This is a genomic window from Leptolyngbya sp. GGD (assembly GCF_026735145.1).
In the GTDB taxonomy this organism is placed as follows: domain Bacteria; phylum Cyanobacteriota; class Cyanobacteriia; order Leptolyngbyales; family Leptolyngbyaceae; genus Leptolyngbya; species Leptolyngbya boryana.
Window position 1 is genome coordinate 612122 of sequence record NZ_JAPQKE010000002.1, and the last position, 15856, is coordinate 627977.

Annotated in this window: 11 protein-coding genes; 6 read left to right on the top strand and 5 right to left on the bottom strand. The window is 46.7% G+C overall.

Features of this window, described 5'->3' with window-relative positions:
- Positions 1–277: 277 nt before the first annotated feature.
- Entirely contained in the window at positions 278–1015 is a 738-nt protein-coding gene (locus OU814_RS11780; RefSeq protein WP_268182980.1) for a glutathione peroxidase, read from the top strand.
- Between the two features lie 80 nt (positions 1016–1095).
- A complete protein-coding gene (locus OU814_RS11785; RefSeq protein ID WP_268182982.1) occupies positions 1096–2385 on the top strand; it encodes an ABC transporter substrate-binding protein in 1290 nt (429 codons plus the stop codon).
- 59 nt (positions 2386–2444) lie between these two features.
- On the opposite strand, the gene OU814_RS11790 is transcribed toward OU814_RS11785, so the two are convergent.
- From OU814_RS11790 to OU814_RS11810, 5 genes are all read right to left on the bottom strand, one after another.
- Positions 2445–5135 carry a hybrid sensor histidine kinase/response regulator gene (locus OU814_RS11790; RefSeq protein WP_268182984.1) on the bottom strand — a complete coding sequence of 897 codons (2691 nt, stop codon included), beginning with the start codon at positions 5133–5135 and terminating at the stop codon, positions 2445–2447.
- A gap of 96 nt (positions 5136–5231) precedes the next feature.
- Complete coding sequence (locus tag OU814_RS11795) at positions 5232–7994, bottom strand: methyl-accepting chemotaxis protein (protein WP_268182986.1); 2763 nt, start codon at positions 7992–7994, stop codon at positions 5232–5234.
- A gap of 60 nt (positions 7995–8054) precedes the next feature.
- Positions 8055–8561: a chemotaxis protein CheW gene (locus OU814_RS11800; protein ID WP_017286139.1), complete on the bottom strand. Its 507-nt coding sequence runs from the start codon at positions 8559–8561 to the stop codon at positions 8055–8057.
- Between the two features lie 4 nt (positions 8562–8565).
- Positions 8566–8931, bottom strand: a complete 366-nt coding sequence (locus OU814_RS11805) for a response regulator transcription factor (protein ID WP_071596139.1) — start codon at positions 8929–8931, stop codon at positions 8566–8568.
- A 91-nt stretch (positions 8932–9022) separates the two neighbouring features.
- Positions 9023–10036, bottom strand: a complete 1014-nt coding sequence (locus tag OU814_RS11810) for a response regulator (RefSeq protein ID WP_017286141.1) — start codon at positions 10034–10036, stop codon at positions 9023–9025.
- 836 nt (positions 10037–10872) lie between these two features.
- Between OU814_RS11810 and OU814_RS11815 the strand changes: the two genes are divergently transcribed.
- The 4 genes from OU814_RS11815 (at position 10873) to OU814_RS11830 (ending at position 15854) form a co-directional block, all read left to right on the top strand.
- Complete coding sequence (locus OU814_RS11815; RefSeq protein ID WP_144056137.1) at positions 10873–11229, top strand: hypothetical protein; 357 nt, start codon at positions 10873–10875, stop codon at positions 11227–11229.
- A 51-nt stretch (positions 11230–11280) separates the two neighbouring features.
- On the top strand, positions 11281–14178 hold the full coding sequence (polA, locus tag OU814_RS11820) for a DNA polymerase I (RefSeq protein ID WP_268182991.1): 2898 nt from the start codon (positions 11281–11283) through the stop codon (positions 14176–14178).
- A 503-nt stretch (positions 14179–14681) separates the two neighbouring features.
- Positions 14682–15248, top strand: a complete 567-nt coding sequence (locus OU814_RS11825; RefSeq protein ID WP_017286145.1) for a CAP domain-containing protein — start codon at positions 14682–14684, stop codon at positions 15246–15248.
- A 177-nt stretch (positions 15249–15425) separates the two neighbouring features.
- Positions 15426–15854: a SufE family protein gene (locus OU814_RS11830; protein ID WP_268182997.1), complete on the top strand. Its 429-nt coding sequence runs from the start codon at positions 15426–15428 to the stop codon at positions 15852–15854.
- Positions 15855–15856: the final 2 nt, after the last annotated feature.

Sequence of the window (15856 nt, forward strand, 5' to 3'; positions counted from 1 at the left end):
ATAGTTACCACACCTCAAGAAACTCTGGTGCAAATAATTTGACAGAATCTCTTGCTACTGTCTGGCTTCGGGCTGATCGGAATGAACGCTCGTACTCTATCACTTCTGATGGATTGATGAGGATCTTGCACGTTAGGGGAGTGGAGAGTCGGGGAAATGGCGCTCCATCCCTACCCGAATCTACGACTGCTACACACGTTCATCTTTTTTCTTGACAACTCGAAGTCATTCCGAGTACGATTTAAGAGTAAAGTTAATAACCGCTAGGAAAAAAGTTATGGCATTCGTCGATCGCTCAGGGCAAAAAGTTCCAGATGTCACGTTCCGCACTCGAGATAACAATGAGTGGGTCAGCGTGACCACTCACGAGTTATTTGCAGGAAAAACCGTGATTGTGTTCTCACTTCCCGGAGCTTTCACCCCAACCTGTTCATCTACGCACGTTCCTGGCTATAACGAACTGGCAAAAGTGTTCAAAGCGAATGGAGTCGATGACATTGTATGCATCTCTGTCAATGATGCATTTGTCATGAATGAATGGTGCAAAGATCAAAACGCAGACTACATTCGGATGATTCCGGATGGGAACGGCGAATTCACAGATGGCATGGGCATGTTGGTCGATAAAAGCGACCTGGGATTTGGGAAAAGATCCTGGCGGTATTCCATGCTGGTGAAAGATGGCACGATCGAGAAAATGTTCATCGAACCCGAAGAACCGGGCGATCCATTCAAAGTATCGGATGCCGACACGATGCTGAAATACATCAATGAAACAGCCGAGAAGCCCAAAGCAATTTCACTGTTTACTAAAATTGGTTGTCCGTTCTGTGCAAAAGCGAAGCAGATGCTGAGCGATCGCGGATTCGACTACGAAGAAATTGTTTTAGGGCGCGATGCTAGCCCTCGGACTTTACGAGCAGTCACGGGTGCTTCAACGGTTCCGCAAGTCTTCGTTGAAGGCAACTTGATTGGGGGGTCTGAAGATCTAGCAGCTTATTTAGGCGCGAACTAAGCCATTGCGGTTTCAAGAAATGACAGGACTCGGTAAAGTGATGAACTACAATCGAGTCCTGTCATTTTTTGATCAAATTCATGCGTCAAAGTAGAACTTGGAAGACATTTGCGATTTTTTCGCTATTGGGGGTTGTCCTCAGTTGGCTGGTGAGTTGTGGCGGAGGTACGCCAAATGCGGGGACTTCAGCCACAGGGCAAATTGATTTTTGGACAATGCAACTGAGTCCGCAGTTTGATGACTATTTCAAATCTTTGTTTGCAAAGTTTGAACAGGAAAATCCTGGCGTTAAAGTTCGCTGGACAGATGTGCCTTGGGCAGAAATGGAGCGAAAAATTTTAACGTCGGTTGCGGCAAAGACGGCTCCGGATGTTGTCAATCTCAATCCTGGATTTGCCTCACAGCTTGCTGAGCGCAATGCCTGGATGACGCTTGATGAGAAGATTCCAGCCGATGTAAAAAATCAATATTTTCCTGGAATTTGGCAAGCGAGCACCTTAAATGGCAAAACGTTTGGGATTCCTTGGTATCTGACGACGCGCGTTGCCATTTACAACACGGATCTGCTGAAAAAAGCAGGCATTACAAAACCGCCTGCGACTTACGCTGAACTTGCACAAGCCGCAAAGCAGATCAAAGAGAAAACTGGAAAATACGCCTTTTTCGCAACCGTTGTTCCTAGTGATTCTGGTGAAGTGATGGAATCCTTTGTGCAAATGGGAGTGAAGCTGGTTGATGACCAGGGCAAAGCAGCTTTTAATTCGCCTCAAGGGAAAGCGGCGTTTCAGTATTGGGTGGATCTCTATCAGAATGGCTTGATGCCGAAAGAAGTGTTAACCGAAGGGCATCGTCATGCGATCGATCTTTATCAACAAGGCAATACGGCGATTTTGGCATCGGGAGCCGAATTTTTGAAATCGATCGCGAAAAATGCCCCGACGATCGCGCAAGCTTCAGAATCTGCGCCTCAAATCACAGGCGATACGCGCAAGAAAAATGTAGCGGTGATGAATGTCGCGATTCCCAGGGATACCGATCAACCCGATGCGGCGTTGAAGTTTGCACTGTTTCTGACCAATAATGCCAATCAGCTTGAATTTGCCAAAGCGGCGAATGTGTTGCCTTCGACTGTAAAAGCAGCCGAAGATCCTTATTTCACAAAATTACCTGAGAATGCAACTGGCATCGACAAAGCTAGAGTCGTGAGTGCTGGACAACTCAAAGAAGCAGAAGTCCTGATTCCTGTGATTAAGAACATCAAGACTTTGCAGCAAACCATTTACGAAAATCTGCAAGCAGCAATGCTGAAACAGAAGACCGTTGATCAAGCTTTGAGTGATGCAGCTCAGACTTGGAATGCTCGATCGTAAACAGAACTTTTTCAATCAATTTCCAGCAATGGGATGAACCCGCTTAGGCGGGTTTTGTTTTACGCATGAATCAAGTGATCTAAGGTCTGCAACAGGACTTGCTCGTTGTATGGTTTGGAGAAATAAGCCGCCGCACCAAGCTGATTCGCGAGCTGACGATGCTTATCTCCACTTCGAGAAGTCAGCATCGTCACCGGGATATGATTGAACTTCTGATTTGCTTTTAATTTTGTTAGTAACCCAAATCCATCTAACCTGGGCATCTCAATATCACAGACGATCGCTTGCACGGCTAAACCTGCTTCTAATCGCTCGATCGCATCTTGTCCGTCCTTCGCTTCTTCGACTTGATAGCCCGATCGAGAAAGCGTCAATGCTAGGAATCGTCGCACATTAATCGAATCATCGACCACGAGAACACTTGGCAAAGTCGGCAAAGAAACACTGGAAGCCGCACTCAATAAGGCAGGTAAAGAAGGTTGGCTAGGCGGAGCCGTAACCTGATATAAGAACTCTGGAACATTCACCAACGGCACCACGCGCCCATCGCCCAAGATTGCACAACCATTAAAGCCATAAGGCAGAGGTAAGAGGTTGGAAAGCGATCGTACAGTGACTTCTTGATCCGTCCAACAGCGATCGACTTGTAGCGCTGTCAGTTTTCCGCCTTGCTGGATGATGACGACACTTTCAGAGTGCAGCAGAGGAGGTGTTTCATAGCTATGCCGAGCACGAATACAGTTGAAGTTCAGATGTCGCTGGAGTCGAATTAGAGAAATCGGCTGCCCCTGATACTCGATCGCTTCGCCAATTCCAGTTTGAATCACCTGCTCTGGTTCAAAGATCGTAACTTCAGCAATCGCTTCACTCGGAATTGCTAGCAACATGCCATGACTTTCCGCAAGGACTACGCGCACAGTGGAGAGCGTCGCTGGAACAGATAGTGTAAAGGTTGTGCCGACTCCGACTTGAGTATTAATCGTAATCTCGCCCCGAATCTGTTGCAGATGTGTGCGAACAACATCCATGCCGACCCCGCGCCCGGATAGTTCAGTGACACGATCGCTCGTACTAAACCCAGGCTCAAAGATCAGAGACAGTAATTCTGTTTCACTCGCAACTTCAAGGAGAGCCGGATCGAGTCCGATCTGAGCCGCGCGATCGCGAATTTTGTCGATCGCAATGCCTTCGCCATCATCTCGAACTGTAATCAACGTCCGATTGCCTTGCTGCATGGCTTGAATCTCAATCCGACCTTCTGGAGATTTACCTCGCTCAATTCGAGCTTCCGGCGTTTCAATTCCATGATCGAAGGCATTTCGCAGCAGGTGCAGTAAAGGATCTTGCAGCGTTTCGATCACACTGCGATCGAGCAAAATCGACTCTCCTGTGATCGTCAATTTTGCCTGCTTGCCATATTCCACACACCAGTCATGCAAGGCTCGCGGAAAGCGATCGACCAATTCTGCTAAAGGTCGCATCTTCAGGCGCGTAAACCCAGACTGCAGTTGCTTTGAGGATTTTGTTAAATTTCGAGCATTCTGCTCAGTCTCGTCTAAGCCTAAACTGAGATCATCTGCAACTTCCTGCAATTGCACAATCGTTTCGATGACTTGCTGAGAGAGCAAATGAATGTCTGTGTATTGATCCATTTCTAGCCGATCAAACTCTGTGAGTAGCGAACTACTTCTCACAGATGCAACGGCAACAGGGGCGTTTGTCAAAGCAACAGAATCGTAAACGGTTCTTAGCTCATAATTGACATGCTGTAACGTCTGAAGTCGTTGAGACAACTGGCGGATTAGACCTCGGAGGCGTTTCAAATTCAGATCCAGCCCGTTGCGATCGATCGTCAATTCACCAAACAAATCTTGTAAATGATTCAACTGACGCAGTGAAACTCTCACAGTGGTGTTGGGGTCTTCCACGTCAGCCGTTGCCGAAATCGTTTGTACAACTTGTGCAGGGATCGTTGGATTAATTTCAACTGCATCCATTTCCAGAGGAATCTGATCAAGCTGCCCTGCTAAAATTAAAACCTGTGCACGTCGCCAAGTTTGCAGTGCAGCTCGTGCAACAGGAATGAGTAAATCATTTGAAGCGGTAGCAATCTGTTGCTCGATCGTGTCACAAAGCTGACTAAAATCATGCAGCTGCAACATCTCGCCTAATCCGCCTAGCTCTTGTGCGAGTAAGGTTGCTTCTTCGCGCAGGCAAGACTGATTCGGGCTGTCAAGGACAGTCTCAAGACGCTGAAGGCATTCTTCGACTTCTGTTTCAAACAGCAAAGGAACTAAGTCTTGATTGTTCTCCATCGACAAAACGGATGCAGCCGTTTCATCTTGAGGATCGCCTAAACGCGATCGCAGTGCTGTGAAAATTGGCTCAACTTCTTTACTAATCCAAGTTGGATTAATTGCTTCACCATAGCGCTCAAAATCAACAATCTGATAGAGACAGCTTACAGCTAGCAGCAACAAGTGCCCAGTTTCCGCATCTGGTAAGGTACTATCGTTGATCTTAAAGACTTTCAGCGCATCTTCTAGATGATGCGCTAGCTCGCTGAGTAACTTAAAGCCCATCATTGCGGCTCCTCCTTTGAGCGAGTGCGTGACTCGGAGTGCCGCATTGATAGTCGTCGCATTGCTCGTCTGAGAAATTTCTAAAATCGAAGCTTCCAAGCTCGTAATATATTCTTGTGCTTCATCTAGAAACTGCCGCCGGATTTCGTTTTCCTTTTCGTTTGGCATAGGTCAAGATTGAAAGTTTGATGTGGGTTTGAAAATTTAGGTTCTCGAAATGTCTAGGAGTTCAGTCAGGTGAATCAGGCTCAACTTGACAAACAACTAGTTCACCTTAAATGTCCCAACCGATTGTTGAAGTTCTTGAGCAATGTCTACCGTCTTCCGCAACGAATTCGACACCTCAACCGACGAATCAGAAGTCCGCTCTGCAATCTGAGCAATATCCTGCATCAAATTCGTAATCGTATGAGACGTTTCAACCTGGGAAACCGTCGCCGTTGAGATAGACTGCACCAACTGATCAATCTGATGCGAGACAGAGACAATCTGTTCTAGACTTTGCTTCGCGTTTTCGACATAGTGCGTCACCTCAACGACCTGAGATGTTCCCTCTTCCATCGCTTCGACGACATCATTCGTTTCTCTTTGAATCCCTGCAACTAACTGTTCAATCTCATGAGTTGCGTCCGCTGCCCGTGCGGCTAGCGCCGCGACTTCTTCCGCGATCGCTGCAAATCCCTGGCTGTCATCGCCCGCTCGTGCTGCTTCAATTCCAGCATTAATCGCAAGTAAGTTCGTCTGAACCGTGATTTGATTAATCAACGAGACCGCTTTAGAAATCTGCTGCGAAGATTCTCCCAACCGTTTGACTTTCTTCGCCGTATCTCCGATCGTATGCCGCAATCCTAAGGTTTGCTGTACCGTCAACTCCATTGCAGTTCCACCTGTTTCTGCGGTCACGGCTGCCGTTCGACTGACTTCTGCAGCTTTCTGCGCACTTTGAGCCACCGCTTCGATCGATTCCATCATTTTCTGCACCGATTGAACAGTTGCCGAGGTTTCCTCCGCCTGTTTCAGCGCATCATGCGCCAACTCGCGCACGGCATATTCGTGGCTCCCGAGTGAAGAATTGACCTGGAGCGACGCTTCTTTCACTTGCCCGACTAAATGCTGGAGGTTTTCTACGATCGAGTTAAAGAAGTCTGCCACCGTCCCAATCTCGCCCGTTGTCACATCCGCCCGCACAGTCAAATCTCCCATGGCCGCCCGCTCTACATGGCGCAGCAGTTGCAGGAGTTGAGTTTGTAAGGCTTCTTGAGTTTGCTGACGTTCTTCTGCTAGGGCTTGAATACTTGTCACTCGCTGCTGCTGCTCGGTGAGCTTTACTTGCTCCAGCGCATTGCCTAAATGCACTGCAATCTGAGTGAACAAGTTAATTTCCCAAGACTCCCAGTAGTGCGGAGCTGTGCAATGATGCCCAACTAATAGCCCGATCAAATTGCCATCGACAACCATTGGAGCAACAATGTTAGCTTTCACCTGGAACGCTTCCAACTGCCCGCGATAGCACGGGTCGAGATCTGCATCTGTGATATTCGAGATCGTTTGCACATGCCCTTTCCGATACTTCTCGATGAAATGCTCTGCAAAACAGGGATCTGTAATCTGAGTGCCTAAGGCTGCGGAAAACTCTAACCCAACAGATTCTGCGACAATTCGACCTTTCCAGTGCTCATCAAATAAGTAGACAATTGAGCGATCGACATCAATGAGCTTGCGAACTTCATTGACCCCCGCTTGCATAATCAAATTGAAGTCTAAAGTCTTGCGAATATTGAAAGTTGCTTCATTCAATCGCTGCAAGTTCTGTGAGGTCTGCGTTTGTTCAAAGATCAGCTTTTGCAGTTGCCCTGCCATGTAATTGATATTGCTCCCGAGCAAGGTAATCTCGTCATCACCAACCATTCGCAGTCGCGTATCGAGTTGCCCTTGCCCAATGCGCTGCACAGCTTTTGCAACTGACACAATTCGACGAGTGAGGCGATTTGCTAGGATCATTGCAATCCAACCGACAATCACAGTTACAATCACGCTACTCGTCGCTAAAGCAATGAGCAGAGTTTTACGGCTCTTAAAGGCATTCTCAACGTTGTTCCCGAGTACCAAATGCCAGTTTAGTTCCGGCAGATTGTCTAACTTTGTCCAAGGACTATACGTGAAAATGTACGCTCCTTGAGATTCACTCACCGATCTTGTATTCACTTTTGCCGCAGATGCAATCTGCGAAAATTCAGGAAATATGGCGGGCGCTTCTTGATTAAAGCGCTCTGGACGCGAGGTGAGAATGACTCGATTTGTCGCTGGATCAATGATGCTGTATTCTCGCCCAATCAGCGTGTAGGTCACGAGATGGTCAGACATTTTCTCGAGTGGTAAGGTCGCCCGCACAATCCCAATTGTTCTTCCGGTCTGAGTATCTCGCACTGGAGCTGTGAGAAAGACTTCAGTGCGTTTTCCATCCGCGCTTATCATCGGTTGACTAATTCCAGCACGGTTATTGCGAATGGCTTCTTGAAAGTAAGCTTGACCGATTTGATTGGAATTTGAGCGATCGCCCGCTTGCACAAGCACATTGCCATCGAGATCAAAGATGGCAACATCGCTGTAGTTGCCATAGGCTTGAGCGATGCGGGTGAGGGCAGCATTCCTATCTGCTTGGCTGGTTGCATTCCGGGGAGTAGTTTCGCTCAGCAATGGGAAGTTTGCCAACGCTTGAACTTCTGCATAGCGCTGTGACATGTATCGACTGATCAAATCGCTCAGTCGAGTTGCAGCTAATTGCTGTGCGCCAGTCACTTGCTGTGTGATTGCGTGATCCGCGAGAACGTAATTAATCGCGCCCATCGTCGCAATCGGAACTGTACTGAGTACAACCGCTAAGAGTGCAGTTCTCTGCTTTAAGCTCATGCGATTGAGCCAGTCGGGCAAGGCGCGGCGTGATTTCAATCGCGCAGCATCCGCCATTGTATAGGCAGATTGAGTCGGGAACACTCTTGAATTTGTAGAAGACAATTGATCAACCATGAGTCAAGTAAGTATCTTGGGGAGAACGTGAATCGGGCAATATTGTTGAAGCTTGATGGTTTAAGCTTGAGGCTGAAAGTTCGGCGACTGAACGATCGCTTCAGCATCCAAGACAAATAACACTTCCTGTTTTTGCAACACACACCCGCTTAAGTAATGTGAGAATCTTGCAGTTGCATGACTGAGTGAAGGCTGGATATCGGCAGCGGGAAACCAGATGGAGCCATGAATGTGTTGAACGGCGATCGCAAAAGAGGTAGAACCGACCCGCAGAATTAGCAAATCCTGTGCGGATACTGGAGAATGAATCGGGGCAGGAATTCCGCCAACATCGAGTAGATTCGCCAGATCAATCACCCACATCACCTGTCCCTGACGATGCATCAGTCCCAGCACATAAGATGGCATATCAGGCATAGGGGTGAGTTGTTGCAGCGATCGAGAAATCGCTTCTCGCACATAAGTCATTGGAACGACAACAGAAATCTTTGCACCCAAATCAAATTTGAGATACATCTGCCCCAAGCGATCTGGGATTGGGCGCAGAGTAATTGCTGAACTTTGCATGTCTTCAGCCTCCTACAGATTGAACAGCACGGATAAACTGGTCACGGGTGAATGGTTTCGTGATGTAGACATCTGCGCCCTGCTTCATCCCCCAAAGTCGATCGATATCTTGGTTTTTGGAAGTGCAAATAATGATTGGGACATCTTCGGTTACGGGATGTTTTTTGAGTGCCCGACAGAGTGCAAAGCCGCTCATTCCGGGCATGACGACATCCGTCACGACAACATCAGGCTTCTGTTCTGCAACTTTGTCGAGTGCTTCTTTGGCACTCACAGCCTCAATCACGATGTAACCGCTTTCTTGTAAGTAGTGGCTGAGAAGCTCACGTTCTGACGGGGTATCTTCGACAATTAAAACTGTACTCATCATCGGTTAGTAAAGCCTAGGCGGGGTAAAGGTGGGAGTGGGGAGCAGAGAGGTGGGGAGTGGGGAGGTGGGGAGATGCTTCCTGTATTTCTCTCTATCCTCTTGTTGGAAGATACTGAGCTACAGTTTGAAGTAGGTCAGCTTGCGTAAACGGTTTTGTTAAATATCCAGACGCTCCCACTAATTTGGCTCTGGCTCGATCGATGAATCCAGTGTGTCCAGTCACCATGATGATCGGGGTTGCTTGAAAACCGGGATGTCGTCTCAACATCGAACAAAGCTCATATCCATCCAAGTTCGGCATCCCTACATCTAAGAGAATCAGATCCGGCTTCTGCCGCATGATTTGCATGACGGCTTTGAGAGGATCATGAATCATGAAGACCGTAAACTGCTCGTCAAGATAGCTCTGGATCGCTTGCAAAATTGAGGGGCTATCATCAATGCAAATGATTTTGTACGATCGTGTACAGGCTTGAACAGGCTTTGAGGGAACTTCTAAAGTCTGAATCGGACGCTCCATCACTGGGGCAACAGCAACTGTTCGATCTCCAAGTGTTCGATCGCCAACTGCTCGATCACGAACTATCGTTGCCGTTGTTTTAGCAGGCTGATACCGTTGTGCAAGGAGCGGCAAAAGCTCAATTCGGCAAAGCTCTGGATAGGGATCAAACTCTGCACGTTCAATGACTTGAGTTTCACCTTCATACAGCATCAAAAATCCGGTGAGCACTTCTTGAGCCAACTGCTTGATCAACTGTTGGGCTTCACTGATCGATAGATATTGTTGTTCGACTAATCTTAAAATCGCTTGATAATCCGGGCTAATCCGACTGTGATTAGTGAGCGGCTTACGATCGAACAAAGCACGAACCTGCGATCGTACTGCACCGCCTAGGGTGGGAATATGCTGACTCAACCGCCCCAAATGCCGATCTAGTCTTTCAAATGGGCTAAGAGAACTGGTGGCAAAGGTCAGTTCGCCTTCACTGAAGTAGATTGACCAGTCCGCAATACTGGTTTCGACTTTCAAGCATCCCGTCAAACGCTGATGAATGAGACGAAGCAGTAATCGGTGAGGATGCAGGCTGGGATAAGATTTGACCATGGCGCTGAATCACAACTTCAAGGATTTTTCATCTTTTTCGCCCTAGATTTGAATGCATGGCAAGTTTGAGCCTGATCTCAGGACTCTGAAACCACATATTCTTAGGCGAGTGGAAGTGCAACCCTGTTTTAGATTCGTTTGAGTTAATCTAAGCCCCTGATATTGCCGCAACAGCGATCGATCAAAATTCTGATTGATTAGGATAAGCGATAGATGCTGGTACACACGACTTAACTTATTTAAGAGCTTACTGGTATTTACGGAGAATGACAACCTTCTTAAGAGAATCTTGAAGATATGATTTAGCGGGAACGCTCAACTTTTCTCTAGCTGCGTATCTTCTAAAACCTAAGTCTCATCGCATTTTCGAGAGCTAGAGGTTAAATTTTCTGCGAAAGCGATCGCTTTTGATACCAATTTTCCTGGCTGATATTTCAGTATTTACCCTGAGAAAAATCTACGTAGAAACACGGTGTTCGATTATGAGAACTTTATTAACGACAGCATCAACTCCAGCCCTCGGTTTTTTCTGCTTCTTCAAAATTCAGATCTCACCCTGTTGATCCCAATAATCTGACTCTTGATAGATGTCGCTTTTTTGTCTCCCCGAAAACTCCCCGAATTCTCCCCCGCAATTTCACCCGAATTGAGTATTCTGAATTCAGAGAAATCTGGGAAATCTCTTTGCGTTCAAACGACGCAAGAGCTTCGGTCGCTGGGAAAGGGAAGCGCTGCACTCTCCGTGAATGAGGAAATTGCAGTCGCAAACTAAATCAACCGAAGTTTCTCACCTGTTCGTAACGAGTTTCGCTTGATTCGTTGCGAGCAGGTTTTTTATGTCAAGGCTTGCCCTCCCTTCACCGCTCGCTATTTCAACTCTGACCATGTTTGAAGAAAAATATCACGGCTGGCTCATTGAGATTTTGACTGACGCAGAGGGGTACATCTTCAATTGCTGGCTTCCCGGCTGTCGTTTGGCGGTCAGCGATCGCCAAAATTACCCCACGCTGTTTTCGGCTCGCACGGCTGCCAAACGTCGCGCTGATCGCGAATCTGTGAAGTGGGCGTTGCAGCATTGTTATCAGACTTATCGTCAAGGCAACCTGAATTCCGAAGAGTTTCAGACTCTCGAAGAATTAATCAACCAAACCTTGTTGCCCAATTTGGAAGCTAACCTTGAGCAGAGGGTCTAACTCGCGTTCGATCGCTACAATAAGATCTGTCTTTTTTGGTTAGTCGATATTTTGAGCGCTACTTCTTCCCCTAAAATCGTTCTCGTCGATGGTCATTCGCTGGCATTTCGCGCCTATTATGCGTTTGCGAAAGGTCGCGATGGTGGATTGCGAACAAAATCTGGCATTCCGACGAGTGTATCTTACGGTTTTCTTAAAGCCTTGCTCGAAACGGTGGAAGCAGAAAAGCCGGATTATTTAGCGATCGCGTTTGATTTAGGAGGCGCAACGTATCGCCATGATGCAGACGAGACTTACAAAGCGGGTCGTCCTGAAACGCCGGAAGACTTTAAGCCAGATCTGGATAATCTCCAAGAAGTTTTGAAGGCGATGAATTTACCGATCGTCGTTGTCCCCGGATACGAAGCGGATGATGTAATCGGAACGATGGCGCGGCGAGCCAGTCAAGAAGGCTTCGACGTGAAGATTTTGAGTGGCGATCGAGATTTGTTTCAACTGGTTGATCCAGACGAAAAAGTCAAGATCTTATATATGAGTACCAGCTATGGCAAAGGCGCACCGCCTCCGAAAGAATTTGGAGTAGAAGAGGTGAAACTCAAGCTAGGGGTTTTGCCTTCTCAGGTCGTAGATTTCAAAGCGCTTTGTGGCGATACATCCGATAACATCCCTGGTGTAAAAGGGATTGGAGAGAAAACGGCAAGTCAGTTACTCAAAACATATGGATCATTAGAAAATGTCTACGCCTCGATCAATGAAATCAAAGGTGCAGTCAGAAAGAAATTAGAAGAAGGAATCGATGCCGCGCGGCATTCTCAATGGATGGCGCAAATTCACTTAGATGTGCCCCTAGAAATTGATCCGGCTGATTGTAAACTTCAGGGATTTGATGAAGAAACACTCCTGCCATTAATCGAACGATTAGAATTCAAATCGTTTTATAACAAGATCGAGAAATGGAAGCGACAACTCAGTGGCGAATTGAGTACAACAGAAAGTGCAGCAAAATCAGCAACGAATACACCTGTTGTTAAACAATATACAGATGAGGATGTATGGTTTTTCAGCGCAGAAGATACGGCAAATGCTGAAAAGTTTGAATTAGTTGAGATTACTCCACAAATTATTGATACAGAAGCGAAACTAAAAGAACTCGTCGATCGCTTAAAAACGACAAAAGAAACGATCGCTTGGGATACTGAAACGACCGATCTTGATCCGATTAAAGCTGATTTAGTGGGAATTGGGTGCTGTTGGGGTGCAGAATCCGATGCGATGGCTTACATTCCGATCGGTCATATCGAAGGCACAAATCTCGATAAAGCGATCGTGCTCGAAGCGCTGCGTCCCATTCTTGAAGACGTGAAATATCCGAAGTCATTCCAGAATGCAAAATTCGATCGCTTAGTGTTTCGGTTTCAAGGAATCGAACTGGCTGGTGTTGTGTTCGACACAATGTTAGCCAGCTATGTTCTTAATCCTGAAGCGAGTCATAAACTTAGCGATCTCGGATATCGCAATTTAGGAATTCATGCAAAAGAATATACTGATCTCGTTCCCAAAGGTAAAACCATTGCTGATATTGCCATTCCTGCGGTCGCAGACTATTGCGGAATGGATGTTTACACTGTGTTTCGATTAGTTCCACTTCTGCGATCGGAACTTGAAGCCATTCCTGCTCTCTACAAGCTGCTTTTAGAAATTGAACAGCCTTTAGAGCCTGTTTTAGCTGAGATGGAAGCGACCGGGGTGAGAATCGATCGAGATTATCTCGTCCAATTTTCAAAATCCTTAGAGACAGAACTAGCTGCGATCGAAGAACGCGCCTATGCCTCGGCAAATCAGAAATTTAGTCTCGGTTCTCCGAAACAATTGAGTGAGTTGTTATTTGAAAAACTAGGACTCGATAAAAAGAAATCTCGCAAAACGAAAACAGGGTATTCTACCGATGCTGCAACCCTGGAGAAATTACAAGGCGATCATCCCGTAGTCGATGCGATCGTGGAACATCGCACCTTATCAAAACTGAAATCAACCTATGTCGATGCGCTGCCAAATTTGATCAATCCGAAGACCGATCGCGTTCACACCGATTTCAATCAGGCAGTCACTTCTACAGGTCGGCTATCCTCGTCTGATCCTAACTTGCAGAACATTCCGATTCGGACGGCATTTAGTCGTCAAATCCGTAAGGCGTTCATTCCTGAAGACGGGTGGCTTATGGTTGCGGCAGACTATTCTCAAATCGAGTTGCGAATTTTAGCGCATCTGAGCCAAGAGCCTGTCTTGCTGGAGACCTATCGCAACAATGAAGATGTTCACTCTCTCACTGCTCGACTATTAATGGAGAAAGATGAAATCTCCTCAGAAGAACGGCGGCTCGGAAAGATTATTAACTTCGGCGTGATTTACGGCATGGGAGCGCAGCGATTTGCGCGAGAAGCAGGCGTTCCAACCTCTCAGGCGAAGACCTTTATTGAACGATTTAACGATCGCTATTCCCGCGTTTTCGAGTATTTGCAGCAGATGCAACGAGAAGCGATCGCCAATGGCTATGTTGAAACGATCAAAGGGCGACGACGCTATTTTAATTTCACGTCTGAGTCACTTCTCAAACTGCGGGGCACATCACCTGACACGATTAAACTCGATCAGATCAAGCTGCGTGACCAATTTGAAGCTCAAGCTCTCAGAGCCGCTGCAAATGCACCGATTCAAGGGTCTAGCGCTGACATCATCAAAATTGCAATGGCGAACTTACATGAAGTGTTGAAAGCTTATCCAGCGAGATTGCTCTTGCAAGTACATGATGAATTGGTGTTTGAAGTCGAACCGGATGCTTGGCAAGAATTACAGCCCAAAATTAAGTCCGTAATGGAAAATGCCGTTTCGTTGAGCGTGCCTTTAGTGGTTGATATTCGATCAGGCAATAACTGGATGGAAACAAAATAATTACCTGTATCCTCGACGTGTTTAAAGCTGCGATGAAGAAAAAGTGTACGATCGCATCTCTAATTTCGATCAGATTAACAACTGGCACATTTTAGCTTGACCTTAGAAGTTAGATTCTAGGGTCAATTTCCAATTTGACCCCCAAATTCCCGCAAGTAACCCTGTTCCAAAATTAGAAGTAGCACATATGCCAAAAGACAGAGTTTACTTTCCTTTTACATTAACCCCCGTGCATCCACCGCAATATTGATCACACTGTTGCTCAGTACATTGTCAACGAACTCTAAATCCATAAGTCTGTACGAGCAATCCTCTAATCAGGTTTTTATTGTGTTCCTTCCCTCATTGAGTCTTACCTTATTCAGACTCAGGCAAGTTTTCACAGTTGTCTAATCGGCGATCGAGCTTATCGCCCCAGGAAACCAATCTTCGTCAGATCTCAATGCGAGGTCAAATTTGGCATGAGGTTGCTTTCTGCATATTGTCATTCAAGGAAAATCAACATGATTATTCGCTCAGTTGACCATCTGAATCAAATACTGCAAGCAAACCAAGCCGCCTTCGGTGGACGCTTCCAAACTCAACTCACAACTCGATCGAACCTTACCCCGGTTCCATCCCAATCCAGCAGTCCTCCCCCTCTGCAACCCGCTCCTCCTGCCCCTGTTCAATCCACCAATGCAGGCTTTGGTGCATTTGAACAACAGGTTTTCGATCTGACCAATCAACAACGGGCACAGTTTGGCTTAGCTCCTTTGAGCCTCAATCTCACCCTGAATGATGTGGCTGAAAAACATAGCCAAGACATGGCAGGCAATAACTATTTCAGCCATCAAGGTCGCGACGGCTCCCAACCTTGGGATCGTATGCGGGCAGGAGGCTACAACTATTCCAGAGCCGCAGAAAACATCGCATTTGGGCAGCCGACTGCTCAAGATGTTGTTACAGCTTGGATGAATAGCCCCGGACACCGCCAAAACATTCTCGACCCCAATCTCCAAGAAATCGGAGTGGGCTACTATGACGGTTACTGGACGCAAAACTTTGGGACGGCAATGAGGCTCTCATAAAATTGTGACGCTCATAAAATTGTGACTCTCATCAACCTGGCGGATTCCATGCGCTAGGTTGATGTTCCAATCGGGTTGAAGTCAGATCTCCAAGTTCTCCCAGACCTTGGAGATTTGACCTACGATCGAACCGAACAGATTACAATTAAGTAACAAAGACTTAGATAGTCGTGAGTTATGTCACTGTCATCCGCCCAACTTCCACCCGCACTCGATCGTATTGTGCAACGTCTCGCTCGATCGACTGATCCGAAACGCAAATACGAACTTTTGATCACTCTGGCGCAACGCCTCAAACCGTTTCCAGAAGCGGAAAAAACACCAGAAAATAAAGTCGCTGGCTGTGCCTCTCAAGTCTTTGTCGTTGCGAATTTAGAAGATGACAAAATTCAATTTCAGGGAGACTCAGACTCGCAATTAGTCAAAGGCTTAGTTGCTCTCTTAGTGGAAGGTTTAAGTGGTTTAACCCCGCAAGAAGTTATCGATCTTTCACCTGACTTTATCAAAGCAACTGGACTTGATGTGAGCCTGACCCCCTCTCGCGCCAATGGTTTCTACAACATTCTCGCGAAGATGAAACAGAAATCGCAAGGGTTGATGAACTGATT

Coding starts and splice junctions, on each gene's coding strand:
- OU814_RS11780 (WP_268182980.1), top strand. CDS start 278: ATGGCATTCGTCGATCGCTCAGGGCAAAAAGTTCCAGATGTCACGTTC.
- OU814_RS11785 (WP_268182982.1), top strand. CDS start 1,096: ATGCGTCAAAGTAGAACTTGGAAGACATTTGCGATTTTTTCGCTATTG.
- OU814_RS11790 (WP_268182984.1), bottom strand. CDS start 5,135: ATGCCAAACGAAAAGGAAAACGAAATCCGGCGGCAGTTTCTAGATGAA.
- OU814_RS11795 (WP_268182986.1), bottom strand. CDS start 7,994: ATGGTTGATCAATTGTCTTCTACAAATTCAAGAGTGTTCCCGACTCAA.
- OU814_RS11800 (WP_017286139.1), bottom strand. CDS start 8,561: ATGCAAAGTTCAGCAATTACTCTGCGCCCAATCCCAGATCGCTTGGGG.
- OU814_RS11805 (WP_071596139.1), bottom strand. CDS start 8,931: ATGATGAGTACAGTTTTAATTGTCGAAGATACCCCGTCAGAACGTGAG.
- OU814_RS11810 (WP_017286141.1), bottom strand. CDS start 10,036: ATGGTCAAATCTTATCCCAGCCTGCATCCTCACCGATTACTGCTTCGT.
- OU814_RS11815 (WP_144056137.1), top strand. CDS start 10,873: ATGTCAAGGCTTGCCCTCCCTTCACCGCTCGCTATTTCAACTCTGACC.
- OU814_RS11825 (WP_017286145.1), top strand. CDS start 14,682: ATGATTATTCGCTCAGTTGACCATCTGAATCAAATACTGCAAGCAAAC.
- OU814_RS11830 (WP_268182997.1), top strand. CDS start 15,426: ATGTCACTGTCATCCGCCCAACTTCCACCCGCACTCGATCGTATTGTG.